Genomic DNA, 23862 nt, shown 5'->3' on the forward strand with positions numbered 1-23862 from the left:
CTCACAGGAGTTGCCGCCATGTCCTCCACTCTGCCCACATCCGCCCGCATCACCGCCCTGGACGTCCTGGACGTGCGGTTCCCCACCTCCGAACACCTCGACGGCTCGGACGCCATGAACCCGGAGCCCGACTACTCCGCCGCCTACGTCGTCCTGCGCACCGACGCCGGCGACGGACTGGAGGGCCACGCCCTCGCCTTCACCACCGGCCGCGGCAACGATGTCCAGGCCGCCGCCATCGCGGCCCTCGCCCCGCACGTGGTCGGACTCTCCGTCGAGGAGGTCTGCGCCGACCTCGGGGCCTTCTCCCGCTCCCTCGTCCACGATCCCCAACTGCGCTGGCTCGGCCCGGAGAAGGGCGCCATCCACATGGCCACCGGCGCGGTCGTCAACGCCGCCTGGGACCTGGCCGCCAAGCGCGCGGGCCTGCCCGTGTGGCGCTTCCTCGGTGAGATGTCGCCCGAGGACCTGGTCGCACAGGTCGACTTCCGCTGGCTCAGCGACGCCCTCACCCCCGAGGAGGCGCTGGAGATCCTGCGCCGTGCCGAGCCCGGCCGCCAGGAGCGCGTCGCCCGTCTGCTGGAGCGCGGCTACCCCGCCTACACCACCACCCCCGGCTGGCTCGGCTACTCCGACGAGAAGCTGGCCCGCCTCGCCCGCGAGGCCGTCGCCGACGGCTTCACCCAGATCAAGCTGAAGGTCGGCGCGGACCTGGAGGACGACGTACGGCGCATGCGCACCGCCCGTGAGACGGTCGGGCCGGACATCCGCATCGCCGTCGACGCCAACCAGAGATGGGACGTCCAGCCCGCCATCGACTGGATGCGCGCCCTGGCCCCCTACGACCCGTACTGGATCGAGGAGCCCACCTCCCCCGACGACATCCTCGGCCACGCCGCCGTCCGCAAGGCCGTCAGCCCGATCAAGGTCGCCACCGGTGAGCACATCGCCAACCGGGTCGTCTTCAAGCAGCTCCTGCAGGCCGGTGCGGTGGACATCGTGCAGATCGACTCCGCCCGGGTCGGCGGAGTCAACGAGAACATCGCGATCCTGCTGCTCGCCGCGAAGTTCGGCGTGCCGGTCTGCCCGCACGCCGGAGGAGTGGGCCTGTGCGAGATGGTGCAGCACCTGTCGATGTTCGACTACGTCGCCGTCTCCGGCACCACCGAGGACCGCGTCATCGAGTACGTCGACCACCTGCACGAGCACTTCGTCGACCCGGTCCGCATCGCCGACGGCCACTACCTCGCACCGGCCCTGCCGGGGCTGAGCGCGCAGATGCACCCCGCGTCCCTCAAGGAGTACACCTACCCCGACGGCCCCGTGTGGACGGCCCGTGTCTGAGGCACCGGTCCTCGTCGACGCCCACCACCACGTGTGGGACCTGGACATCCGGCCGCAGTCCTGGCTCGACGAGCCCGGACACGAGCCCCTGCGCCGCAGCTTCGGCACCGACGACCTGCGCACGGCCGCGACCAGGCCGATCGCGGGTCGGCGGCTGGAGTGCACGGTGCTCGTCCAGTGCGTGGCGTCGGTCGAGGAGACCCGCGAGTTCCTCGCCCTCGCCGACGGCGACCCGCTCGTCGGCGCGGTCGTCGGCTGGGCGGACCTCACGTCCCCCGCGATCGGCGACGTGCTCGACGCGCTGCGCGCCGGGCCCGGCGGCACGTACCTGCGGGCCCTGCGTCACCTCGTCCAGGGCGAGTCCGACGCCACCTGGCTGCAACGGCCGTCGGTGGAGCGGGGACTGCGGGCGGTGGCGGAACGCGGCCTCGGGTACGACCTGCTGATCCGCGACGACCAGTTCCCCCAGGCGATCCGCCTGGCCGAACGCCTCCCCGGCCTTCCCCTGGTCCTCGACCACGCCGGCAAACCGCCCATCGTCCGACGTGACCTGGCCGACTGGGAGCGGGGCGTGCGACGGCTGGCCGCGCACCCCCACGTGCGGTGCAAGGTGTCGGGACTGATCACCGAGGCCGACCACGAGAAGTGGACCGTCGACGACATCCGGCCGGTGTGGGAGGTCCTGCTGGCGGCCTTCGGCCCGGACCGGCTGATGTTCGGCTCGGACTGGCCGGTCTGCGTCCTGGCCGGCGGCTGGAACCGCTGGGCCGCCGCCGTCGGGGAACTCCTGGACGGCTGCTCCGCCACCGAGACCGAGGCGGTCCTCGCCGGTACCGCCACCACGTTCTACGGCCTCGAACCCGCTCGAAGGAAGGAGCGCACCGCATGCTGATGACCGAACTCCTGCACCCGGGCATCCTCGAAGCCCTGGCGGGCGCCGGGCACGGCGCGCGGGTGCTGCTCGCCGACGGCCACTATCCGGCGAGTACAGCGACCGGCCCGCGCGCCAGGACCGTCCATCTCAATCTGGCGCCGGGTCTGCTGGACGTCACCACCGTGCTCGACGTCCTGCTGCGGGCTCTGCCCGTCGAGGCGGCGCACGTGATGGTGCCGCCCGAGGGCGAGCCGGAGCCGCCCGCCATCGCCGAGTACCGCTCGATGCTGGCGCCCGTCCCCGTCGAGACGCTCGGCCGCTTCGAGTTCTACGACGCGGCCCGCTCGCCCGACCTCGCCCTCGTCGTCGTCACCGCCGACATCCGCACCTACGCCAACCTGCTGCTCACAATCGGCGTCCGCGCCGAAGGGACCCTGAGATGACACTCGCCGTCCGCTACCTCGCCGCCCGCACCCTGGACACCGCGCCCGCCGAGAACCCGCCCCCCGGCCCCGGCGAGGTGGAGATCGCCCCCGCCTACGTCGGTATCTGCGGCACCGATCTGCACATCTTCCACGGCGACATGGACGCCCGGGTCGCCGCGCCCGCCGTCCTCGGCCACGAGATGTCCGGCCGGATCGTGCGGGTCGGTCCGGGCGTGGAGAACTGGTCGCCCGGTGACGCGGTCACCGTGATGCCGCTGCGCTGGGACGACACCTGCCCGGCCTGCCGTGCCGGCCACCAACACGTCTGCCAGCACCTGGACTTCATCGGCATCGACTCACCCGGTGCGATGCAGCAGCGCTGGACCGTGCCCGCCACGACCCTCGTACGGCTGCCCGGCTCCCTTCCGCTCGACCACGCGGCCCTCGTGGAGCCCACCGCGGTCGCGGTGCACGACGTCGGCCGGGCCCAGGTCCGCGCGGACGAGAAGGCCGTCGTGGTCGGTGGCGGTCCCGTCGGCATCCTCATCGCCCTGGTCGCCCGCGCCGCCGGAGCCGAGGTCCGGGTCGTCGAGCTGAGCGCCCACCGGCGGCGGCTCGCCGAGAAGTTGGGGCTGACGACCTGGGATCCGGCCGCCGACGACCTGGCCGAGCTGGTGGGTGAGTGGACCGGCGACGCCGGTGCGGACGTCGCCTTCGAGGTCTCCGGCGCGCAGGGCGGTGTGGACACGGCGGTCGACGTGCTGGGGGTGCGCGGGCGGCTGTGCCTCGTGGCCATCCACCCCCGGCCCCGCGAGGTGAACCTGCACCGCTTCTTCTGGCGCGAACTCACTCTCGTGGGCGCCCGGTTGTACGACCGCACCGACTTCGAGCGGGCGGTGACCCTGGTGGCCGAAGGCACCGTTCCGGCCGAGCAGCTGATCAGCAAGGTCGTCCCCATGGCGCAGGCGCCCGACGCGTTCGAGGCCCTGGAGGGCGGCGGCGACGTGATGAAGATCCTCGTGGACTGCACCGACGACTCCCAGGGAGCCGCCCAGTGAACGCCTTCGACCTGACCGGCAGGCTCGCCGTCGTCACCGGGGCCCGGCGCGGCATCGGCCGCGCCATGGCCCGCGCCCTCGCCGAGGCCGGCGCGGACGTCATCGGCGTCAGCGCCCAGCTGGAGGACACCGGCAGCGACGTCGAGAAGGACGTCCTGGCCGCGGGCCGCACCTTCGAGGCGATCCGCACCGACTTCGCCGACCCCGAAGCCGTCCGCGCCCTGGGCGCCGACCTGGCGGGACGGGAGCGCCCGGTGGACATCCTGGTCAACAACGCGGGCACCATCCGCCGCGCCCCGGCCGCCGAACACACGGACGAGGACTGGGAGTTGGTGCTCCAGGTCAACCTCAACGCGCAGTTCGCCCTGTCCCGCGCGGTGGGCGCGTCGATGGTGGCCCGCGGCCACGGAAAGATCGTCTTCACGGCGTCGCTGCTCAGCTTCCAGGGCGGTATCACCGTCCCCGGCTACACCGCCGCCAAGCACGGCATCGCCGGACTGACCAAGGCCCTGGCCAACGAGTGGGCCCCGCACGGCGTCAACGTCAACGCCATCGCCCCCGGCTACATCGCCACCGACAACACCCAGGCCCTCCAGGACGACCCGGTACGCAGCAAGGCGATCCTGGACCGCATCCCGGCCGCCCGCTGGGGCAGCGCCGACGACCTCGCGGGCGCCACCGTGTTCCTCGCCTCGGACGCCGCCGCCTACGTCCACGGCGTCGTCCTGCCCGTCGACGGCGGATGGCTCGGCCGATGAGCGACACCGACCCGGCCGCCGTGCTGGACGGCGCCCGCGTGCTGCCGGTGCTGACCGTGCCCTCCGCCGCGACCGCCGGCCCACTGGCCGACGCGCTCGTGGCGGGCGGCGCCCGGTGCGCCGAGGTCACCTTCCGCACCCCCGACGCCGAGCAGGTGCTCAAGACGATGGCCGCCCACGGAGGGCTGACCGTCGGCGCCGGTACGGTCCTCACGCCCGACCAGGTGGACCGTGCCGTGGCGGCGGGAGCCCGTTTCGTGGTCTCGCCCGGCTTCGACGAGGACGTCGTCGACAGGTGCCGTGAGCTGGGCGTGCCCGTGGTGCCCGGCATCGCCTCCGCGACCGAGCTGATGCGCGCCCTGCGGTCCGGCCTCGACACCGTCAAGCTCTTCCCCGCCGAACCCCTCGGCGGCATCCCGATGCTGCGCGCCCTCGCGGCCCCCTTCCCTCAGGCACGGTTCGTGCCGACGGGCGGCATCGACGCTCCGCGCCTGCCCGCCTACCTCGCCGTCCCGGCGGTCCTCGCCGTCGGCGGCAGCTGGATGGCCACCGCTGCCCATCTGGAGCGGGGCGAGTACGGCGAGATCCGCCGGCTGACCGCCGAGGCCGTGCACGGGAGCGCGACGTGAACGACGTGGTGGCCCTCGGCGAGGTGATGCTCCGCTTCGACCCGGGCGAGGGCAGGATCCGCACCGCCCGCACCTTCCAGGTCTGGGAAGGCGGCGGTGAGTACAACGTCGTCCGCGGACTGCGGCGCTGCTTCGGCCTGCGTACGGCCGTCGTGACCGCCCTCGCCGACAACCAGGTGGGGCAACTGGTCGAGGACCTGATCCTCCAGGGCGGCGTCGACACCTCCCTCATCCGCTGGGTGCCCGACGACGGCGTCGGCCGCACCGCCCGCAACGGCCTCAACTTCGTCGAGCGCGGCTACGGCATCCGGGGCGCGGTGGGCGTCAGCGACCGCGCCCACACGGCCGTCTCGCAGCTGCGCAAGGGGGACATCGGCTGGGACGCGGTCTTCTCCTCGGGGCCGCGCTGGTTCCACACTGGCGGCGTCTTCGCCGGTCTGTCGGACACCACCGTGGACGTCGCGGACGAGGCCATGGCGGCCGCTCGACGGCACGGTGTCAGGGTCTCCTACGACCCCAACTACCGCCCCAGTCTCTGGGCCGGCAGGGGCGGCCCTGACGCCGCCCGCGAGGTCGACCTGCGGCTCGCCCGCCACGCCGACGTCGTGGTGGGCGCCCTGGGCCTGGCGGGGCCGTACCCGGGCGCGGTACGCGTCGCTGCGGACGAGGTGCCCGACGCCCTCGTCGAAGTCGCCGCGCTGCTGCCGCAGGCCGAGGTGCTCGCGACCACCCTGCGGGACGTGCCCTCGGCCGGCGTCAACGACTGGTCCTCGGCCGCCTGGTCGCCCCGTACCGGCTTCGTCCGCGGCCCGGAACTGCCCGGCCTGCACGTCCTGGACCGCATCGGCTCGGGCGACGGCTTCGCGGCCGGTCTGATCTACGCACTGCTGACCCCCGGCGGTGACGAGGCCGGACCGGCGGGCCGTGCCGCACCCATGGCCGACCTCGACACCGCCGGACTGAGCCGAGCCCTGGCCTACGGCACCGCGCACGGCGCCCTCACCATGACCACCCCCGGCGATGTGTCCATGGCCTCGCTCACCGAGGTCGAGGCACTCATGGCAGGCGGCTCCGCCACCGTCAGAAGGTGACGGGCCCATGGGCGCTCACGCCGTCGCCGCTTCCCAAGGAGCACAGTTGACACCGCACAGCATCGGGCGCCGGAAGGTCGCGAGCACCCCGGTCGAGCTCACCGGGCTCGGCTTCGGGGCCTCCGTCATCGGCAACCTCTACAGAGTCACCCCGGCCCACGACGCGCAGGCCGCAATCGAGGCGGCCTGGGAAGCGGGCATCCGGTACTTCGACACCGCCCCGCACTACGGGCTCGGTCTCTCCGAGCGCCGCCTGGGGGCGGCGCTGGCGGGCCGGCCACGTGACGCGTACGTCGTCTCCTCCAAGGTCGGCCGCCTGCTCGTGCCCAACGAGCACCCGCGCGGCACCGACACCGAGGGCTTCGTGGTGCGCGACGACCTGCGCCGACAGTGGGACTTCAGCCGGGACGGGGTGCTCCGCTCCATCGAGGACACGCTGGAACGCACCGGCCTGGACCGCCTGGACGTCGTCTACCTGCACGATCCCGACGACCAGTGGAGGCAGGCGGCCGAGGAGGCAATGCCGGCCCTGGCCGAGCTCCGGGACCAGGGAGTGATCGGCGCGATCGGCGCCGGAATGAACCAGTCGGCCATGCTCGCCCGCTTCCTGCGCGAGACCGCGGCCGACGTGGTGATGCTGGCCGGCCGGTACACCCTCCTCGACCAGTCGGCACTGGACGACGTCCTGCCCGCCGCCGAGGAACTCGGTAAGAGCGTGGTGGCCGTCGGCGTGTTCAACTCGGGCCTGCTCTCCCGCGACCACCCCACCGAGGGCATGAAGTACGACTACCAGGAGGCCCCGCCGGAGCTGCTCGACCGCGCTCGGGCGATCGCCGACGTCTGCGCGGCCCATGGCACCACCCTGCCCGCCGCCGCGATCGCCTTCCCCTGCACCCACCGCAGTATCATCAACGTCACCGTCGGTATGCGAAATCCGCAGCAGGTCGTACGGAACGTAGAACTCCACCGCCGGTACGTCCCCGACGGGCTCTGGGACGATCTCCGCGCCCGGGGACTCATCAGGCCGGACGTGCCCGCGGCGCACGGGCCCGGAAGGAGCGCGCGGTGTCTCTGACGGACAAGGCCATCGTGCAGATCCGGGAGCTGATCCGCAGCGGCGCGCTGCCGCCGGGCTCGAAGCTCCCGCCGGAACCGGAGCTGGCCGCTCAGCTGGGCCTCTCCCGCAACCTCGCGCGGGAGGCCGTGAAGGCGCTGGCCGTCGCCCGGGTCCTGGAGGTCCGGCGGGGCGACGGCACCTATGTGACCAGCCTGCAGCCGAGCCTGCTCCTGGAGGGGCTCGGCGGTGCGGTGGAACTGCTGCAGGGCGATTCCTCCGCGCTGCAGGACCTCATGGAGGTACGACGGCTCCTGGAACCGGTCGCCACCGCGCTGGCCGCCACCCGGATCTCCGACGAGCAGCTGGCCGAGGTCGAGCGGCATCTGAACGCCATGCGCGATGCCCAGGACGACGTGGAGCGGCTCAACGCTCACGACGCCGCGTTCCACCGCGCCGTCATCTCGGCCACCGGCAACGAAACGCTCCTCACGCTCCTGGAGAGCATCTCCGGACGCACCCTGCGCGCCCGCATCTGGCGCGGCCTGGTCGACACCCAGGCCTCCGGCCGGACCCTCGCCGAACACGAGGCGATCTTCTGGGCCCTGTCCGTCCGCGACGCCTCCCTCAGCCAGGCCGCCGCACTGCTGCACGTCAGCAACACCGAGCTGTGGCTCAGGGACCACCTGCGGTCGGGAGAAGCCCTTCCGTGGGGCGTGACCACAGGGCTCTGACCAGCGCTTCCACAGACGCTCTTCCGTCTGGCAGAAGCCGCCTTGCGGAGCCACCACCGGCGTCAGGAACCTGTTCCCAACCACGGCACGCGGGGCGACGAAGCCCCGCCGACAGGGACGGGAACCCCATGCCTCACACGACCGCCTTCGCCAGGAACCAGTGGTACGTCGCCGCCTACAGCCACGAGGTGGGGCGTGAGGAGCTGCTCGGCCGGACGATCCTCGGTGAGCCGCTCGTCTTCTACCGGACGGAGGAGGACGGGACGCCCGTCGCGCTCGCCGACCGGTGTGTGCACCGCCGGTTCCCGCTGCACGAGAAGCCGAGCCGGCTCGACGGCGACCGGATCGTGTGCGGGTACCACGGGTTCACGTACGACACGACGGGCACCTGTGTGTACGTGCCCGGTCAGAAGCGCGTACCGCGTACCGCGCGCGTCGCCTCGTACCCCGTCGTCGAACTGGACTCCCTGGTCTGGGTGTGGATTGGCGACCCGGCGCTCGCCGACGCCGACACCATCCCGCGGGCCAGGCACCTCGACTCCCCCGGCTGGGTCACCGTCCGCGGCATGGAACCGATCGACGCCGACTACGGCCTGCTGGTCGACAACCTCCTCGACCTCTCCCACGAGACCTATCTGCACGGCGGCTACATCGGCACCCCCGAGGTCGCCGAGACGCCGATCACCACGGAGGTCGACGAGGGCGCGGGCATCGTCCGGGTGAGCCGGCACATGGACGACGCCGCGTGCCCGCCGTTCTATGCCAAGTCCACCGGTATCGAGGGCCGGATCACGCGCTGGCAGGACATCGAGTACCACGCGCCCTGTCTGTATCTGCTGCACAGCCGCATCGCCCCGGTGGGCGTGCTCCCCGAGACCGACGGCAGCGACCCGAACGGCTTCCACACCGAGATCACGTACGCCATCACGCCGTCGAGCGACGGTCACGTGTACGACTTCTGGATGGTCTCGCGGGACTGGGCGACCGAGGACGCCGAGGTCACCGAGTTCCTGCGGGGCAACAACCACACCGTCGTCATGCAGGACGTCGACGCGCTCAACCTGCTCCAGCGGACGCTCGGCACCGAGCGCTCCGGCTACCAGGAGCTCAGCATCAACATCGACACCGGCGGTCTCGCCGCCCGCCGTATCCTCGCCCGTCTCGTCGAGGAGGGCGACAAGCCCGTGGAGAAGGTCCTGTGAGTGCCGCACCCACCGGGGAGATCTACCGCATCGACTGGCTGCCGGGTACGGACACCCTGCACGGCACCTGTCACTGCGGCCGCGAGCACACCTCGCAGGACCCGATCGAGATGTGGGAGTGGATGCTCGCCCACCCGAACGGTCACGCCCCGCAAGGACACGAGTCACAAGGACACGAGCCGCGAGGGAACAGTTCATGAGTGACGCGTACGAAGCCGAACTCGTCGTCGACCGCAGGGACTCGGCGGCCGACGGCGTGCTCGCCCTCACCCTGCGCCACCCGCTGGGCGAACAGCTCCCGGCGTGGGAGCCCGGCGCCCACATCGACGTGGTGCTCGGCCCCGGCCTGGAGCGGCAGTACTCCCTGTGCGGCGACCCGTCCGACCGCACCGCCTGGCGGATCGCCGTACTCCGCGAGCCCGCCGGGCGCGGCGGATCCGCCCATGTGCACGAACAGTTGAGGCAGGGCGGCAAGGTCCGGGTGCGCGGACCGCGCAACCACTTCGCCCTGCGGCCCGCGCCCCGCTACCGCTTCATCGCGGGCGGCATCGGTATCACACCGATCCTCCCGATGCTCGCGGCGGCGGAGGCCGAGGGCGCCGAGTGGACCCTGCTGTACGGCGGGCGGACCCGTGAATCCATGGCGTTCACCGAGGAGTTGAGCCGCTACGGCGATCGCGTCACCGTCGCCCCGCAGGACGAGACCGGTCTCCTGGACCTCGCCTCGGTGCTGGACGGCGTCCCCGAGGACACCCTCGTCTACTGCTGCGGGCCCGGTCCGCTGCTCGACGCGGTGGAGCAGCGCTGCCCGGCCGGGCTGCTGCACGTGGAACGGTTCGCGCCCAAGGAGCAACCGGAGGGCGAGAACGCGGAGTTCGAGGTCGAGCTGGCGCAGACCGGCACGACGATCACCGTCGCTCCGGACGTCTCCGTGCTCGACGCCGTGCGCGCCTCGGGGGTCGAGGTGCTGTTCTCCTGCACCGAGGGCACTTGCGGCACCTGCGAGACAGACGTCCTCGACGGCACCCCGGACCACCGGGACTCGGTGCTCACGGACGAGGAGCGGGAGGCCGGGGAGACGATGATGATCTGTGTGTCCCGCTGCCGGGGGAAGAAGCTCGTGCTGGACCTGTAACCGCTGGACCGGTGGACACGGCGGACATCCCGCCCGCACGGGGACGTCGACCGCCGCCACCACCTCGCCGCCCCGGTCCCGCACCGGGGCGGCGATCGCGCGTGCGGGGACCCGGGCCACGTACACGACGTCGTCGCCCCCGTCGGCAACTGTCAACAATATTGTCAGCCAAAGGTGTTGACCCCACCCCCGCGAGCCCCATACCTTTCGCGCTGAGCACCACTGTGCGATCTGCGCACAGCCTGTCGTCAGCACAGCCTGTCGGAACAACGAAGTCTGCACAGGAGGAGCCATGCGTCGTCAGCTCGCCGCTCTCGCCGCCGGAGCGTTACTGGTCACCGCGTCGGCCTGTGGTTCGTCCGACGACTCGGGGGCCCCGGACCCGGGATCGTCGTCCGGCGGCACCACCACCGTCAAGCTCGGCCTCATTCCGATCGTCGATGTCGCGCCCGTCTATCTGGGCCAGAAAAAGGGCTTCTACAGCAAGCGCGGACTCCGGCTCGACATCTCGACCGCCGCCGGGGGTGCGGCGATCGTGCCCGGGGTCGCGAGCGGGCAGTTCCAGTTCGGCTTCTCCAACGTCACCTCCCTGCTGATCGCCCAGTCCTCCGGCGTACCGGTCCAGGCGGTCTCCAACGGCATCGCCTCAACAGGCGTGCAGGGCAAGGACTTCGCGGCCATCGCGGTGAAGAAGGGCAGCTCGATCAAGTCCGCGAAGGACCTGGAGGGCAAGAAGGTCGCCATCAACACGCTGAAGAACATCAACGAGTCCGCGGTGCGCGAGTCGGTCCGCAAGGCCGGCGGCGACCCGGACAAGGTGACGTTCGTGGAGCTGGCCTTCGACCAGATGCCGGCCGCTCTCGACGGCGGCCAGGTCGACGCGGCCTGCGCGGTCGAGCCCGCGCTCGCCACGATCAAGAGCCAGGGCGGCCAGGTGGTCGCCTCCCCGCTGGTGGACGTGGCCAAGGACACCACCGTCGCCCTGTACTTCACCTCGACGCGGTACCGGCAGCAGAACGCCGACGTGGTGAAGAAGTTCCAGGAGGCCACCGCCGAGTCCCTCGCCTACGCCGACGCCCACCCGGACGAGGCACGCGCGATCATCACGACGTACACCAAGATCCCGGCCTCGGTGCTGGCGCAGGTGACATTGCCGAAGTGGCCGGCCGAGCCGAACAAGGCCTCCATCGAGGCGCTCGCGAAGCTGGGCGAGAACGACGGGTTCTTCAAGAAGACCCCCGACGTCGACGCGCTGCTTCCGTGAGACTCCAGAACGCGGCGCTGGGCGCCGCCGGGTTCGCGGCCTTTCTCGCCCTGGGCGAGGCGGTGCCGCGGCTCGGTCTGGTCAAGGAGGAGTACTTCCCGCCGACCAGCCGGATCGCGCGCGCCCTCGCCGACGAGCTCTCCGACGGCACCTTCTGGACGGCGCTCGGCGACACCCTCACCGGCTGGGCCCTGGGCCTGGCCATCGCCGCCTCGGCCGGGATCGTCATCGGCGTGATCGTCTCGGTCGTGCCGTATCTGCGCGAGGCGACCGCCTCGACGATCGAGTTCCTGCGCCCGATCCCCTCGGTCGCCCTGATTCCGCTGGCGGTGCTGCTGTACGGCAGCGAACTGCGCTCGGTGCTGCTCCTCGTCGTGTACGCGAGCTTCTGGCAGGTCCTCATCCAGACGCTCTACGGCGTCCAGGACGTCGACCCGGTCGCCGACGAGACGGCACGGTCCTACGGTCTGGGTGCCTGGGCGCGGATCCGGTACGTGCTGTGGCCGACCGCGCTGCCGTATGTGATGACCGGGGTGCGACTGGCCGCGGCCGTCGCCCTGATCCTCGCCATCACCGGTGAACTCGTCATCGGGGCACCGGGGTTGGGCGCCAGGATCGCGGTGGCGCAGAACTCGCAGGCGGTGCCGGAGATGTACGCGCTGATCGTGGTGACCGGCGTTCTGGGGCTGCTCATCAACGTCGGCGCGCGTACCGTGGAGCGACGGGCGCTGGCCTGGCACCAGTCGGTGCGCGGGGAGGTGGCGGTGTGAAGCGGCTCCTGCGGCGGCTCGTCCTCGTGCTCGCGCTGCCCGCGCTGCTGGTCGTGGTCTGGTGGCTGGCCTCGGACGGCAGCACCGACGTCTTCTGGCCGCCGCTGCGCACGATCCTGCGGACCTTCCCGGACGTGTGGACCGCCGACCGCCTGCGCGACGACGTCCTGCCCAGCATCTGGCGCCTGGTGGCCGGTTACGCGCTGGCGGCCGTCGTGGGGGTCGCCGCCGGCACGGTCATCGGCTCCTACCGGCGGGTGCGGGCCGTGTGCGAACCGGTCCTGGAGTTCCTGCGGGCGGTCCCCCCACCGGTCCTGATCCCGGTCATCATGCTGTTCGCGGGCATCGGCGACACCATGAAGGTCACCGTCATCGCGAGCGGCTGCGTCTGGCCGATCCTGCTCAACACCGTCGAAGGCGTGCGCGCGGTCGACCCGGTGATGCTGGAGACGGCCCGCTCCTACGGCATCACCGGCCCCTCGCGGCTGCGCAACCTGGTGCTGCCCTCGGCCGGCCCGCAGATCTTCGCGGGCCTGCGTCAGGCGCTGTCCCTCGGCATCATCCTGATGGTCATCAGCGAGATGTTCGCGGCCAGCAACGGCATCGGCTTCACCATCGTCCAGTTCCAGCGCAGCTTCGCGGTCCCCGACATGTGGACCGGGATCCTCGTCCTCGGTCTGCTGGGGTTCGTCCTCTCCGTCGTCTTCCAGCTGGTCGAGCGGCGGGTCCTCGCCTGGTACCACGGCCTGCGCGCCTCGGCCCGGCGGTCCCCGTGAATCACCCGAACGTGAAAGGGCGGTCCATGCACCCGCTTCTCGGCGTGTCCGGCCTGAACAAGGTCTACGAGGGGTCCGGCCGCCGCGTGGAGGCGGTCCGCGACCTCACCTTCACCGTCGATGCGGGCGAACTCGTCTGTCTCGTCGGCCCTTCGGGCTGCGGCAAGACGACCCTGCTGAAGTGCATGGGCGGCCTGCTCACGCCGACGGCCGGCGAAGTCCACCTGTCGGGACGGAAGGTGACCGGCCCCCCGCCCGGGATGGCCTTCGTCTTCCAGGAGTACGGCCGCAGCCTCTTCCCCTGGATGCGCGTCGCCGACAACGTCGAACTCCCCCTGAAGCAGAAGAACCTGCCCAAATCGCGACGCCGCGAGCTGGTCGCCGACGCACTGGAGTCGGTGGACCTGTCGGACGCCGCCTCGGCGTATCCCTGGCAGCTCTCCGGCGGTATGCAGCAGCGCGTCGCGATCGCCCGGGCGCTCGCGTACGAGCCCGAGGTCCTGTTGATGGACGAGCCGTTCGCGGCCGTGGACGCCCAGACCCGCGCCGATCTGGAGGATCTTGTACGCCGACTGTGGCGGGAGCGCGGCATCACCATCCTGTTCGTCACCCACGACATCGACGAGGCCGTGTACCTGGGCGAACGCGTGATCGTGCTGTCCGCCTCCCCCACGGTCGTGCAGGAGCAGCTGAAGGTCGATCTGCCGGACGAGCGGGACCAGATACACACGCGGGTGACCCCGCGCTTCGCCGAACTGCGCACCCATGTGTACGAGCAGATCCAGGCGGCCAAGCGCGGGGTCGTGCGGGAGGCTCCGGTCACGAAGTCCGATACGCCTCCACTTCACTGAACTGCCCGGCCGGCCAGCCGGTGTTGGCGCTCACCGACAGGCGCAGATACCGCAGGCTGGTGTCGGGCAGGCTGACGGTGGCCGTGTTGCCGGTCGCCGGGTCGAAGCGGTAGCCCTGTGCGCCGACGACGGTGGTGTAGGTACTGCCGTCGGTGCTGCCGAGCACGGTGACGGTCTGCGTGCGGGCCTGCCAGGCGCTCTGCGGAGGCAGCTTCAGGACCAGCCTGCGCACCGGCTCGGCCGAGCCCAGGTCGACCGTCCAGGACTGCGGGAACGCGTTGTTGGCGGACTCCCAGTAGCTGTTCGCGTCCCCGTCGACCGCCTTGCCGGGTGTGTAGACGTCCTGGGAGCCGGTCGCGGTGGCCGGGCGGCCCTTGGCCAGGTTGCGGTTCGGGTCCGGGTCCGGGTTGCCCTGCCCCGGCTGCGGCCAGGTCGAGCAGTCCGACCAAGTGCTGCTCCAGCCGGAGTTGCCGCCGCCGTCGGTGACGGCGAAGGTGCCGGAGCTCGCCGGGTAGGGGCAGTTGTAGACGCCGGCCGCCCCCACCGACGTGGCCGTGACATTGCGGAAGGTGGCCGCGCCCTGGGCCTCCGCCTGCACGACGACCGTGCCGGTGTTGCGGACGGTCGCGCCGTCCACGGTGACGTTCCGGACCGGGTAGCCCTGTCCCCCGCCGGACACGAACTCGAAGGCGCTGTACGGGCTGTCGGTGAGGGTCGTGTTGGTGATGTTCACCGTGGCGTTGACCGCGCTGTCGTACGAGTCGACCCGCAACGCCCCCATCGGATGGTTCCAGTTGGGGTTCATCGCGCCGGTGCGGACCAGGGTGTTGCCGTCGACCGTGATGGTGCCGGCCAGCGGGGAGAACGGGTCGAGGAACTTCTGGTTGGAGATCGCGATGCCGCTGCCGAGGGCGTTGGTGTCGGAGACCAGGTTGTTCCGCACCGCGAGGTCGGTTCCGCCGTAGATCGCGATGCCGTTGGCGAGGTTCGGCTGGGTGATGGTGTTGTTCTCGAAGCTGCTGTTGGTGTCGGGCGCGTACAGCGACCACATGGCGAGCGCGTCGTCGCCCTGGTTGCGCAGGAAGTTGTTGCGCACGCGCACGCCGCGGGCGTTGCCGTTGAGGTTGAGGCCGTCGGCCGTCATGTCGAGGAAGCGGTTGTTCTCCACGACCAGGTTGTCGTTGTTGCCCGTCAGCCAGAGCCCGACCTTGAGGTGCTGGAGCCACATCCCGGACACCGAACTCCCGGGCCCCAGTGAGCCGTTGACGAAGTTGTCCGGGTTGGAGTCGACGCGTTCGGTGACCTCGCCGAGGACCGCGAAGTCCTTGATTCGGACGCCCCCCGCGGAGCTGGACTGGTCGATGAAGCGGGAGGTGTGCACGATCGAGTGCCAGCTTCCGGCGCCCTGGAGGGTGACGTTCTGGACCCCGCTCAGCGAGGAGGTCAGCCGGTAGTCGCCCGGCGGGATCCAGACCACTCCCCCTTGCGCCGCGGCGATGGCGTCCCGGAAGGCCTGGGTGGAGTCGCCGTTCCCGGTGGGGTCGGCGCCCTTGGAGGTCACGGACACGGACCCGGCCGGCTGACCGGCGGCCGCCGCGACCTGCTCGAAGTCGGCCACGTCGACGGTGACCTGGGTCCCGGTCGACTCGAAGGCGACCTTGTCGCCCGCCTGGACGTTCTGGCCCAGCAGGAGGCGGGCGTTGTCGAAGAAGTGGTGGGTCCGCGCTCCCGGGATCCAACTGGTGTCGATGTAGGAGTACTTGGAGGTCACCGGGAGCGTCCTCGCGAGCCTGGTGCCGTTGACGTAGACGTTCAGCGTGCCCGACTGGCCGTCCGGGACGCTGTAGGCGACGTTCACGGCGTTGGCCGCGCGCGGCACGGTGAACTCCACACGCTGGCCCGAACCGATCCGTACCGCCTGCCGCCCGGAGGACTCCGAGGCGAGCGTGCCCTGCGTGTAGTCGGGGCCGACCCTCGTGCCGGTCGTGGCGGCGGACTCGGCCTCGACCGAGGTGAAGGGGAGGGTGGCGCCCGCGGCCCCGTGGGCCGCGGGCGCCGTCGCGGCGAGGAGGCCGCTCGTGAGGGCCACGGTGACAGCAGCTGACATGCTCCTGACAGATCTGTGCATGTGCTGATCCCTTCGTGTGGGGGTGTCGCGGTCTCAGCCGAGCAGCCAGACCGCCGTGTCCTTCGGCAGTCGGCCCTCCGGGTCCAAAGGGCCGCTGGCGAGCAGCAGTCGGGTGTGCTCAGGGAGGTCTGCCGGGGCGTCGGCGAGATTCACCACGCACAGGGAGCCCCCCGCACGTGCGAACGCGAGGACGCCCTCGGGTGCGGGCAGCCACATGAGCGGGCCGTCCCCGAAGACCGGCCGGATTCTGATCGCCTCGCGGTAGAGGCTGAGCATCGACCCGGGGTCCCCGGCCTGCCGGTCGACCGCGTACGACGCCCAGTCGGCGGGCTGGGGCAGCCACGGTTCCTGGTGGGATCCGAAGCCGGCGTACGGCGCCCCGGCCGCCCACGGCAGCGGCACCCGGCAGCCGTCCCGCCCCGGGTCCGTGCCGCCGGAGCGGAAGTGCATCGGGTCCTCGATGCGGTCTCGGGGAATGTCCGCCTCGGGCAGGCCGAGTTCCTCGCCCTGATAGACGTAGACGGCTCCGGGCAGGGCGAGGGTGAGCAGGGCCGCCGCCCGGGCGCGCCGGGTGCCGAGGGCCAGGTCGGTCGGGGTACCGAAGGCCTTGGCCGCGAAGTCGAATCCGGTGTCCGCACGGCCGTATCGGGTGACCGTGCGGGTGACGTCGTGGTTGCACAGCACCCAGGTGGCCGGGGCGCCGACCGGGGCGTGCTCGGCGAGGGTCGTGTCGATCGAGGTGCGCAGGCGTTCCGCGTCCCAGGGACACGACAGGAAGGAGAAGTTGAAGGCGGTGTGCAGTTCGTCAGGGCGCAGGTAGCGGGCGAAGCGTTCGGTGTCCGGGAGCCAGACCTCGCCGACGAAGACCGCGTCGTACTCGTCGGCGACGGCCCGCCAGGAGCGGTAGACGTCGTGGAGTTCGTCGCGGTCGACGAAGGGGTGCGGCGGGCCGGGTCGGTCGGCGAGGTCGGGCAGCTCGGGGTCCTTGGCGAGCAGGGCGGCCGAGTCGATGCGGACGCCCGCCACTCCCCGTTCGAACCAGAAGCGCAGGATGTCCTCGTGCTCCTGGCGGACGACCGGGTGGGCCCAGTTGAGGTCGGGCTGCTGCGGGGTGAACAGGTGCAGGTACCAGTCGCCGTCGGGCAGCCGCGTCCACACGAGCTCGGCCGAGCCGACGAACTGCGAAGGCCAGTCGTTGGGCGGGAGTTCACCGTGCTCACCGCGTCCGGGCCGGAAGTGGAACAGCTCGCGTTCGGCGCTGCCGGGCCCTGCCCGCAGCGCGGCCCGGAACCAGGGGTGCTGGTCGGAGACATGGTTGGGCACGATGTCGACGATCGTGCGGATGCCCAGCTCCCGTGCCTCCGCGATGAGCTTCTCCGCCTCGGCGAGGGTGCCGAAGGCCGGGTCGATCGCGCGGTAGTCGGCGACGTCGTAGCCGCCGTCCTTCATCGGGGAGAGGTACCAGGGGTTGAACCACAGTGCGTCCACGCCGAGTTCGGCGAGGTACGGCAGCCGGGCACGGACTCCGGCGAGGTCGCCGGTGCCGTCCCCGTCGCCGTCGGCGAAGCTGCGGACGTAGACCTGGTAGATGACGGCGGAGCGCCACCACTCGGTGGGCTGTCCCACGGGGGGGTCCCTTCTGTTGGCGGACGGACGGGGTCAGCCCTTCGTGCTGCCCGCGCTGATCCCGGCGACGATGTGCCGCTGGAAGACGAGGAACAGGGCGACCATCGGGATGCTGGCGATCACCATCGCGGCGATGAGCACGGTCAGTTGGATGTTCTGCGACAGCTGGACGAGTGCCACGCTGATGGGCTGCTTGTCGGTGTCGGAGAAGACCATCAGCGGCCAGAGGAAGTCCTGCCAGACGGCGACCAGGGCGAAGATCGAGACCACTCCGAGGACCGGCCGCGACATGGGCAGCACGATCGACCACAGGGTGCGCAGCTTTCCGGCGCCGTCGATCTCGGCGGCCTCCAGCACATCGCGCGGGATCTGGTCGAAGAACCGCTTGAGCAGGTACAGGTTGAAGGCGTTGGCGACGGCCGGCAGCCAGATGGCCAGGGGGTCGTTCAGCAGCCCCAGGTCCGCCACGGTCAGGTACTTGGGGACGACCAGGGCCTGGGCCGGGACCATCAGCGTGGCGAGGATGCCGCCGAGAATCACCTTGCCGAAGACGGGCTTCAGCCGGGACAGGGCGTAGGCGGCGGCCGTGCACAGGACCAGCTGGAACGCCCAGGCGCCGGCGGCCTGGACCACCGTGTTCCACAGGTGCCGCGGGAGCTGCATGAGGTCCCAGGCGTCGGTGTAGCCGTCGAGGTGCCAGTGCTCGGGCACGAGGGTGGGCGGGGTCCGCGTCACCTCGTCCGGCGACTTCGCCGCTCCGGTGACCATCCAGTAGACCGGGAAGAGGAACGCGAGCGCGAAGAGAGCGACGACCGTGGTGAAGACGGTCCAGTAGGCGGCCCTGCCGCGCGGGCGGGCGAGCGTCGCCGGTGAGATGAGGGTGCGGGTGCTCATCCGGGATCCCCCTCTCCGGACCGGGTCAGCCGCAGATATACGGCGGAGAAGGCGCCCAGCAGCACCAGGAGCATGACGCTGAGCGCGCACGCGCCGCCGAAGTCGTTGTAGAGGAAGGCGTACTTGTAGATCAGGTAGAGGACGGTCACCGTGGCGTTCTCCGGACCGCCGCCGGTGATCACGAACGGCTCGGTGAACACCTGCATGGTCGCGATGATCTGAAGGAGCATCAGCATCAGGATCACGAACCTGGTCTGCGGGACTGTCACATGGCGAACGCGCTGGAGGAGGTTCGCGCCGTCCAGTTCCGCGGCCTCGTACAGCTCGCCGGGGATGGACTGCAGGGCGGCCAGGTAGATCAGGACCGTGCCGCCCAGGTTGGCCCAGGTCGCCACGATCACCAGGGAGACGAGCGCGGTGTCGGCGCCGTTGGACCAGTTCGAGGTGGGCAGGTGCACAAAACGCAGCACCTCGTTGGCGAGGCCGGCGCCCGGATCGTAGAACCACTTCCAGAGCAGGGCGCTGACCACCGGCGGGATCATGACGGGCAGGTAGACCACCACCCGGAAGAACGCCCTCGCGTGCCTCAGCTCGTTGAGCACCAGAGCCATCACGAAGGGGATCGCGAAGCCGATGAGCAGGGCCAGCAGGGTGAAGGTGAGGGTGTTGCGCCAGGCGGCGGAGAACTCCGGGTCGTGCCAGACGCGGGTGAAGTTGGCGGTGCCGACCCATTCGGGCTCGGAGCCCGGCGTGTACTTCTGGAAGGCGATCACGACGGCGCGGATCGCCGGGTACCAGGAGAACAGCGCGAAGCAGACGAGCCCGCCGAGGAGGAAGCCGTAGGCGCGCACCTGGTCGGCGAGGCGGCGCCGCCTCCGGTCCCCTGCCGGGGGCGGCGCCTGAACGGGGGGTGTGGCGATGGCCTCGCGGGGCGGGCTTTCCACCGTCTTCACGGGGTCAGCCCCGGGCCAGGATGCCGTCGATCTTGCCGGAGGCGTCCTTCAGGAGCTGGTCGATGTCGGCGTCCTTCTTGGTGAGGACGGCGGAGACGACACTGTCGAGGACGGAGTAGATCTGCTGGGCGTTCGGCGGCTCGATCTTCATCTTCAGGCTCTGGTTGCCGTCGAGGAAGGCCTGGTAGTTCTCCACGGGCACATTGGCGTTGGCCTTCTTGACCTGCTGGTCCTTGGCGTCGGCGGCGCCGGTGAACAGGCGCGGTTCGGGCAGCCCGACCGGGGCGTCGGCCTTCTTGGCGCGGGCGTAGTCGCCGAGGAAGCCGGCGCCGGGGGTGAGGAACATGTGGTCGAGCCACTTGAGGGCGGCTCTGACCTGGTCGGGGCTCGCCTTCTTGTTGACCATGTAGCCGTCGCCGCCGATGAGCGTGCCCCTGCCGCCGGGCATGGGGGCGAGGGCGAGGTCCTTGTAGTTGCCGCCCTTCTCCTTGACCAGGATCGGGATGTTGTCCGGGGCGGAGAGGTACATGCCGAGCTTGCCCGAACCCATCATCTGCTGGACGTCGTTGATGACGAGAAGCTGCTTGCTGCCCATGGAGTCGTCGGTCCAGCGCATGTCGTGCAGGTTCTGGAGGACGGCGTGGCCCTCGGGGGTGTCGACGGTGGCCTTCTTGCCGTCCGCGCTCACCACGTCGCCGCCCTGGGAGTACAGCTCGGCGGTGAAGTGCCAACCGCCTTGGTTCTGGGCGCTGTAGTCGGCGTATCCGACGGTGCCCTCGCCCAGCGCGGCGATCTTCCTGGCGTCGGCGCGCACCTCCTCCCAGGTGGCCGGGGGTTGCTCGGGGTCGAGGCCGGCCTTCGCGAAGAGCTTCTTGTTGTAGATCAGGCCCATCGAGTAGCCGGTGCGCGGGATGCCGTAGATCTTCCCGTCGACGGTGTAGATGTCGCGCAGCTGCTGCTGGAGGGTGCCGTAGCTCTTCAACTCCTTGACGTAGGGGGTGAGATCGGCCGCCTGGTTGATGTCCACGACATGCTTGGCGTCGGTGAAGTACGTGTAGAAGACGTCCTCCATCTGCCCGCCGGCGAGCTTGGCGTCGAAGGTCTTGGGGTCCTGGCAGGGGAAGGCGTCGTGCGCGACGACGTCGATGTCCGGGTGCTGCTTCTCGAAGGACGCGATGTCCTGCTCGAAGAACTTCCGGTCGACCTTGGCGCTCTTGGGCGGCATGCAGTTGACCGTGATGCGGGTCTTGCCGCTCGCCGTGTCGTCGCCCGATCCGCAGGCGGAGACGGCGAGGGCAAGGGAACAGACACTGAGCGCGGCGAAGGTACGGCGGTACCCGGTGCTTCTCATCGGTGGACCCCTCGTGGCAGGAGCGGTGGGCGCCGCACACTCAAGCACCGCCGACATCTGTCCGCAAGATGTCGCGCAGGATATGTAATTATTCGACAGACCGAGGACAGAGGAGTGGATCTCAGCCGCGAGGGGCTTGCGCGGTGGACCCCCGGACCACCAGCTCGGGTTCGAAGAGCAGTTCCTCGGGCGGTACGGCACTGCCGCCGACCTGCGCGTTCAGCAGTTCCACGGCGGCTCGGCCCATGGCCTCGATGGGCTGGCGGACGGTGGTCAGCGGGGGCTCGGTGCAGTTCATCAGCGCGGAGTCGTCGTAGCCGACGACCGACACCTGGCCCGGCACGTCGAGCCCCTTGCGGCGGGCGGCCCGGACGGCACCGAGCGCGAGGGGGTCGCTGGCGCAGATGAAGCCGGTGACCCCGCGGTCGATGAGCCGGGCGGCCGCCGCGTGGCCGCCCTCGATGGAGAACATGGCCCGCGCGACCCGCTCGTCGGGCAGCTCGCCCAGCCCCTGCGCGGCGGCCAGCTTGCGCGCCGAGGGCACGTGGTCGGCGGGGCCCAGCACGAGCCCGATCCGCTCGTGTCCCAGGGAGGAGAGGTGCCGCCAGGCCTGCTCGACAGCCACCGCGTCGTCGCAGGACACGCCCGGGAATCCGAGGTCGTCGATGGACGCGTTGACCAGCACCACCGGGATGTTGCGGTCGGCGAGCCGCCGGTAGTGGTCGTGCGGCGCGTCCGCCTGGGCGTAGAGCCCGCCGGCGAACACGACACCGGAGACCTGCTGCTGGAGCAGAAGATCCACGTAGTCGGCCTCGGACACCCCGCCCCTGGTCTGCGTGCACAGCACCGGCGTCAGTCCGAGCTGGGCCAGCGCCCCGCCGATGACCTCGGCGAACGCCGGGAAGATCGGGTTCTGGAGCTCAGGCAGCACGAGTCCCACGAGCCGCGCCCGCTCCCCGCGCAGCTGCGTGGGCCGCTCATACCCGAGCACGTCCAGCGCGGACAGCACCGCCTGCCGGGTGCCCTCGGAGACCCCCGGCTTGCCGTTGAGCACCCGGCTGACCGTGGCCTCACTGACCCCGACCTTCTTGGCAACCTCGGCAAGTCGTCGCGTCATGAACGCAAGAATAGCGCAAGAAACGCAAGCCGCTTGCGTAATCGCGTCATCCGCCACGGAGGGGTTGCGACACTTCGAGCGGCCGTCGTGCCGATGCATCTGATCGGCTCCCTCGACAAGGGCCCGGACTTCGCCGGGGCGTTGGCGACGGAGTGCTGGTGGTGACGGAGTGAGCCGAAACAGGCGGCCCCGCGGAACAATCCTTGCTCCACGGCGACCGAACACTACTGACGAGGCGCCGTCGACGACCTGAACGCCGACGGTGCCCGTCAGGCCTCGGGGGTGGGCACCACCGTGAGATGGGCCGCCGCGCGCCGCGGACGGCGCCTGGTGGGAGCCGGCCGGAGCACCAGCGTCAGACGGGTGTAGCCGAGGTCGCGCAGAGTGCGCGGGGTCTCGTCGACGATCCGGCAGTCGGTGGCTCCCCAGCGCGGATCGGGGTGGACGAGCGGGCGTACGGAGCCGTCGTGCTCCACGGCCTGTTCCCCGACCGCGCGGATCCAGTGCGGCAGGCCGTGCCGGTAGGCGGCGTCCATGATCGGGTCCTGGGCGATGTCCCGGCGGATCGCCTGGAGGCCGTGGTCGTGGCCGTGCCGCTCCACCGCGGCCGCGAAGTGCGCGAGCATCGGCAGACACCAGCGCGACTCGTGCTCACCGAGAACGCTGCTCGCGTCGGGATGGAAGAGGACGAAGCGCAGGAAGTTGTCACCGGGCATGGCCGTCGGATGCGGACCCACGGCACGGAAAAGTGACGCGAAAGCGGTGTTGGCGAGAACGACGTCCCAGCGGTGGTCGAGGACGACGGACGGGAAGGGGACGGCTTCCAGGAGCGTGGCGTAGTCCTGAAGATACGCCTGGGCTTCGAGCCCCTCGGGGACGGGCCGCAGTTCCGACCGCTGCCCACCTGCCTGATATGCCATCGGGAGGTCACCCCTCTTGCCTATGCGGCCTTCACGCGGCGCCTTGATCCTGCTTCCCCGGGGCAAGTGGTGTCAACTATCGTGGCATTCCATGGCGGTTGACGGCTGAAATTGGCCACAGTTGTGGCGAGACCTGGATGTGAGTTCGAACAACGGGCTACTCTCCGGGAAGTTCACGGCGACCGCCTGTGAGAAGTCGGGTGAGAGACGTAGGAGATCTGTCGGTGTCGGATGGCTTCGAGAGCCCGGACGACGCGGCAACGGTCGTACTGACGGCCGTCGTCGCCCGCGTCACCGCACTCGCCGACCGGCTCGGCGTGCCGCACGCGCAGGTCTTCGACACCGGTCGGCTGTCCGTCGCCTCCGGCGTCCCCGAACCCGTGGTCAAGGCCCTGCTGAGCGGGCGCCCGGCGGGTGAACCGGACGTCCAGGCGCGGTTCCTGCAGCGGCTCGACCTGCTGCGCCGCACCCGGCTCAAGCCCAACGGGCGCAAGTACACCCAGCAGGAGATCGCCGACGGGGCGGGCATGTCCCGGCAGCAGGCGGGCGCCCTGATCAACGGCGACCGGCGCCCCACCATGGAGCACTGCGACGCCATCCAGCGGTTCTTCCGCGTGCACGCCGGCTTCCTCACGGCCGAGGACCCCGAGGCGCTCGCGGGTGCGTTGCAGCACACCGAGCAGGAGCTCCTGCACAAGCTCGCCGACCGGGAGCGGGAGGCCGCGGCGGCCGCCCGCGACCCGCTGGAGCGGCTGCTGCAGGACCACGGTGTGCGCGGGATCGCCTGGCGGGCCGCGCAGCTGCCCACCGACCAGCACCGTGACAAGGTCGCCGAGTGGCTGGACATGCTCCTGGAGAGCGTCAAGCGGCCCGAGTCCTGATCCGGGAGACAACTGTGGGCATCGGTA

General features: G+C 70.9%; 24 protein-coding genes. 17 read left to right on the forward strand and 7 right to left on the reverse strand.

The genetic code is table 11. The features are described from left to right. The first annotated feature begins 18 nt into the window (after positions 1-18). The 16 genes from D1369_RS05935 (at position 19) to D1369_RS06010 (ending at position 13965) form a co-directional block, all read left to right on the forward strand. A complete protein-coding gene (locus D1369_RS05935) occupies positions 19-1344 on the forward strand; it encodes an L-fuconate dehydratase (protein ID WP_007386061.1) in 1326 nt (441 codons plus the stop codon). After that, positions 1337-2236 carry an amidohydrolase family protein gene (locus tag D1369_RS05940; RefSeq protein ID WP_118082309.1) on the forward strand — a complete coding sequence of 300 codons (900 nt, stop codon included), beginning with the start codon at positions 1337-1339 and terminating at the stop codon, positions 2234-2236. Before D1369_RS05935 ends, D1369_RS05940 begins: the two co-directional genes overlap by 8 nt. Then, positions 2230-2661 (forward strand): RbsD/FucU domain-containing protein, encoded by a 432-nt coding sequence (locus D1369_RS05945; protein ID WP_118082310.1) that lies wholly within the window; start codon positions 2230-2232, stop codon positions 2659-2661. The genes D1369_RS05940 and D1369_RS05945 overlap by 7 nt, the downstream gene beginning before the upstream one ends. Continuing rightward, on the forward strand, positions 2658-3701 hold the full coding sequence (locus D1369_RS05950) for an alcohol dehydrogenase catalytic domain-containing protein (protein WP_007386059.1): 1044 nt from the start codon (positions 2658-2660) through the stop codon (positions 3699-3701). Before D1369_RS05945 ends, D1369_RS05950 begins: the two co-directional genes overlap by 4 nt. Continuing rightward, the gene (locus D1369_RS05955; protein WP_007386058.1) at positions 3698-4459 is read left to right on the forward strand and encodes an SDR family oxidoreductase; all 762 of its coding nucleotides are present in this window, start codon (positions 3698-3700) and stop codon (positions 4457-4459) included. Before D1369_RS05950 ends, D1369_RS05955 begins: the two co-directional genes overlap by 4 nt. After that, a complete protein-coding gene (gene eda, locus D1369_RS05960; RefSeq protein ID WP_118082311.1) occupies positions 4456-5088 on the forward strand; it encodes a bifunctional 4-hydroxy-2-oxoglutarate aldolase/2-dehydro-3-deoxy-phosphogluconate aldolase in 633 nt (210 codons plus the stop codon). The genes D1369_RS05955 and eda overlap by 4 nt, the downstream gene beginning before the upstream one ends. After that, positions 5085-6179, forward strand: a complete 1095-nt coding sequence (locus D1369_RS05965) for a sugar kinase (RefSeq protein WP_007386055.1) — start codon at positions 5085-5087, stop codon at positions 6177-6179. Before eda ends, D1369_RS05965 begins: the two co-directional genes overlap by 4 nt. 46 nt (positions 6180-6225) lie before the next feature. After that, positions 6226-7254 carry an aldo/keto reductase gene (locus tag D1369_RS05970; RefSeq protein ID WP_007386054.1) on the forward strand — a complete coding sequence of 343 codons (1029 nt, stop codon included), beginning with the start codon at positions 6226-6228 and terminating at the stop codon, positions 7252-7254. After that, positions 7245-7967 carry a FadR/GntR family transcriptional regulator gene (locus D1369_RS05975; RefSeq protein ID WP_007386053.1) on the forward strand — a complete coding sequence of 241 codons (723 nt, stop codon included), beginning with the start codon at positions 7245-7247 and terminating at the stop codon, positions 7965-7967. Before D1369_RS05970 ends, D1369_RS05975 begins: the two co-directional genes overlap by 10 nt. Positions 7968-8095: 128 nt before the next feature. Beyond that, positions 8096-9169, forward strand: coding sequence for an aromatic ring-hydroxylating dioxygenase subunit alpha (locus tag D1369_RS05980; RefSeq protein ID WP_007386052.1), 1074 nt, complete (start codon positions 8096-8098; stop codon positions 9167-9169). Continuing rightward, entirely contained in the window at positions 9166-9369 is a 204-nt protein-coding gene (locus D1369_RS05985) for a hypothetical protein (protein WP_007386051.1), read from the forward strand. Before D1369_RS05980 ends, D1369_RS05985 begins: the two co-directional genes overlap by 4 nt. Then, the gene (locus D1369_RS05990) at positions 9366-10304 is read left to right on the forward strand and encodes a PDR/VanB family oxidoreductase (protein WP_007386050.1); all 939 of its coding nucleotides are present in this window, start codon (positions 9366-9368) and stop codon (positions 10302-10304) included. The genes D1369_RS05985 and D1369_RS05990 overlap by 4 nt, the downstream gene beginning before the upstream one ends. A 292-nt stretch (positions 10305-10596) precedes the next feature. Next, positions 10597-11568: an ABC transporter substrate-binding protein gene (locus D1369_RS05995; RefSeq protein WP_007386049.1), complete on the forward strand. Its 972-nt coding sequence runs from the start codon at positions 10597-10599 to the stop codon at positions 11566-11568. Then, the gene (locus D1369_RS06000) at positions 11565-12338 is read left to right on the forward strand and encodes an ABC transporter permease (protein WP_007386048.1); all 774 of its coding nucleotides are present in this window, start codon (positions 11565-11567) and stop codon (positions 12336-12338) included. Before D1369_RS05995 ends, D1369_RS06000 begins: the two co-directional genes overlap by 4 nt. Next, positions 12335-13114 (forward strand): ABC transporter permease, encoded by a 780-nt coding sequence (locus tag D1369_RS06005; RefSeq protein WP_007386047.1) that lies wholly within the window; start codon positions 12335-12337, stop codon positions 13112-13114. Before D1369_RS06000 ends, D1369_RS06005 begins: the two co-directional genes overlap by 4 nt. A gap of 26 nt (positions 13115-13140) precedes the next feature. Then, positions 13141-13965, forward strand: coding sequence for an ABC transporter ATP-binding protein (locus D1369_RS06010; protein ID WP_007386046.1), 825 nt, complete (start codon positions 13141-13143; stop codon positions 13963-13965). On the opposite strand, the gene D1369_RS06015 is transcribed toward D1369_RS06010, so the two are convergent. From D1369_RS06015 to D1369_RS06045, 7 genes are all read right to left on the reverse strand, one after another. After that, the gene (locus tag D1369_RS06015; RefSeq protein ID WP_240436052.1) at positions 13934-16072 is read right to left on the reverse strand and encodes a discoidin domain-containing protein; all 2139 of its coding nucleotides are present in this window, start codon (positions 16070-16072) and stop codon (positions 13934-13936) included. The genes D1369_RS06010 and D1369_RS06015 overlap by 32 nt on opposite strands. A 54-nt stretch (positions 16073-16126) precedes the next feature. Further along, positions 16127-17719 carry an alpha-amylase family glycosyl hydrolase gene (locus D1369_RS06020; protein WP_007386044.1) on the reverse strand — a complete coding sequence of 531 codons (1593 nt, stop codon included), beginning with the start codon at positions 17717-17719 and terminating at the stop codon, positions 16127-16129. A 33-nt stretch (positions 17720-17752) separates the two neighbouring features. Further along, the gene (locus D1369_RS06025) at positions 17753-18613 is read right to left on the reverse strand and encodes a carbohydrate ABC transporter permease (protein ID WP_118082313.1); all 861 of its coding nucleotides are present in this window, start codon (positions 18611-18613) and stop codon (positions 17753-17755) included. Further along, complete coding sequence (locus tag D1369_RS06030) at positions 18610-19566, reverse strand: sugar ABC transporter permease (protein WP_007386043.1); 957 nt, start codon at positions 19564-19566, stop codon at positions 18610-18612. The genes D1369_RS06025 and D1369_RS06030 overlap by 4 nt, the downstream gene beginning before the upstream one ends. 4 nt (positions 19567-19570) lie before the next feature. After that, positions 19571-20917: a sugar ABC transporter substrate-binding protein gene (locus tag D1369_RS06035; RefSeq protein ID WP_037902059.1), complete on the reverse strand. Its 1347-nt coding sequence runs from the start codon at positions 20915-20917 to the stop codon at positions 19571-19573. A gap of 121 nt (positions 20918-21038) precedes the next feature. Beyond that, positions 21039-22034, reverse strand: a complete 996-nt coding sequence (locus tag D1369_RS06040) for a LacI family DNA-binding transcriptional regulator (protein ID WP_007386041.1) — start codon at positions 22032-22034, stop codon at positions 21039-21041. Positions 22035-22303: 269 nt separating this feature from the next. Further along, positions 22304-22954 carry a hypothetical protein gene (locus tag D1369_RS06045; protein ID WP_037902058.1) on the reverse strand — a complete coding sequence of 217 codons (651 nt, stop codon included), beginning with the start codon at positions 22952-22954 and terminating at the stop codon, positions 22304-22306. A 224-nt stretch (positions 22955-23178) separates the two neighbouring features. Here D1369_RS06045 and D1369_RS06050 point away from each other — a divergent pair, with 224 nt between their 5' ends. Continuing rightward, positions 23179-23835, forward strand: a complete 657-nt coding sequence (locus tag D1369_RS06050; RefSeq protein ID WP_007386039.1) for a helix-turn-helix transcriptional regulator — start codon at positions 23179-23181, stop codon at positions 23833-23835. Positions 23836-23862 lie beyond the last annotated feature (27 nt).

Source organism: Streptomyces sp. CC0208 (assembly GCF_003443735.1).
In the GTDB taxonomy this organism is placed as follows: Bacteria; Actinomycetota; Actinomycetes; order Streptomycetales; family Streptomycetaceae; genus Streptomyces; species Streptomyces sviceus.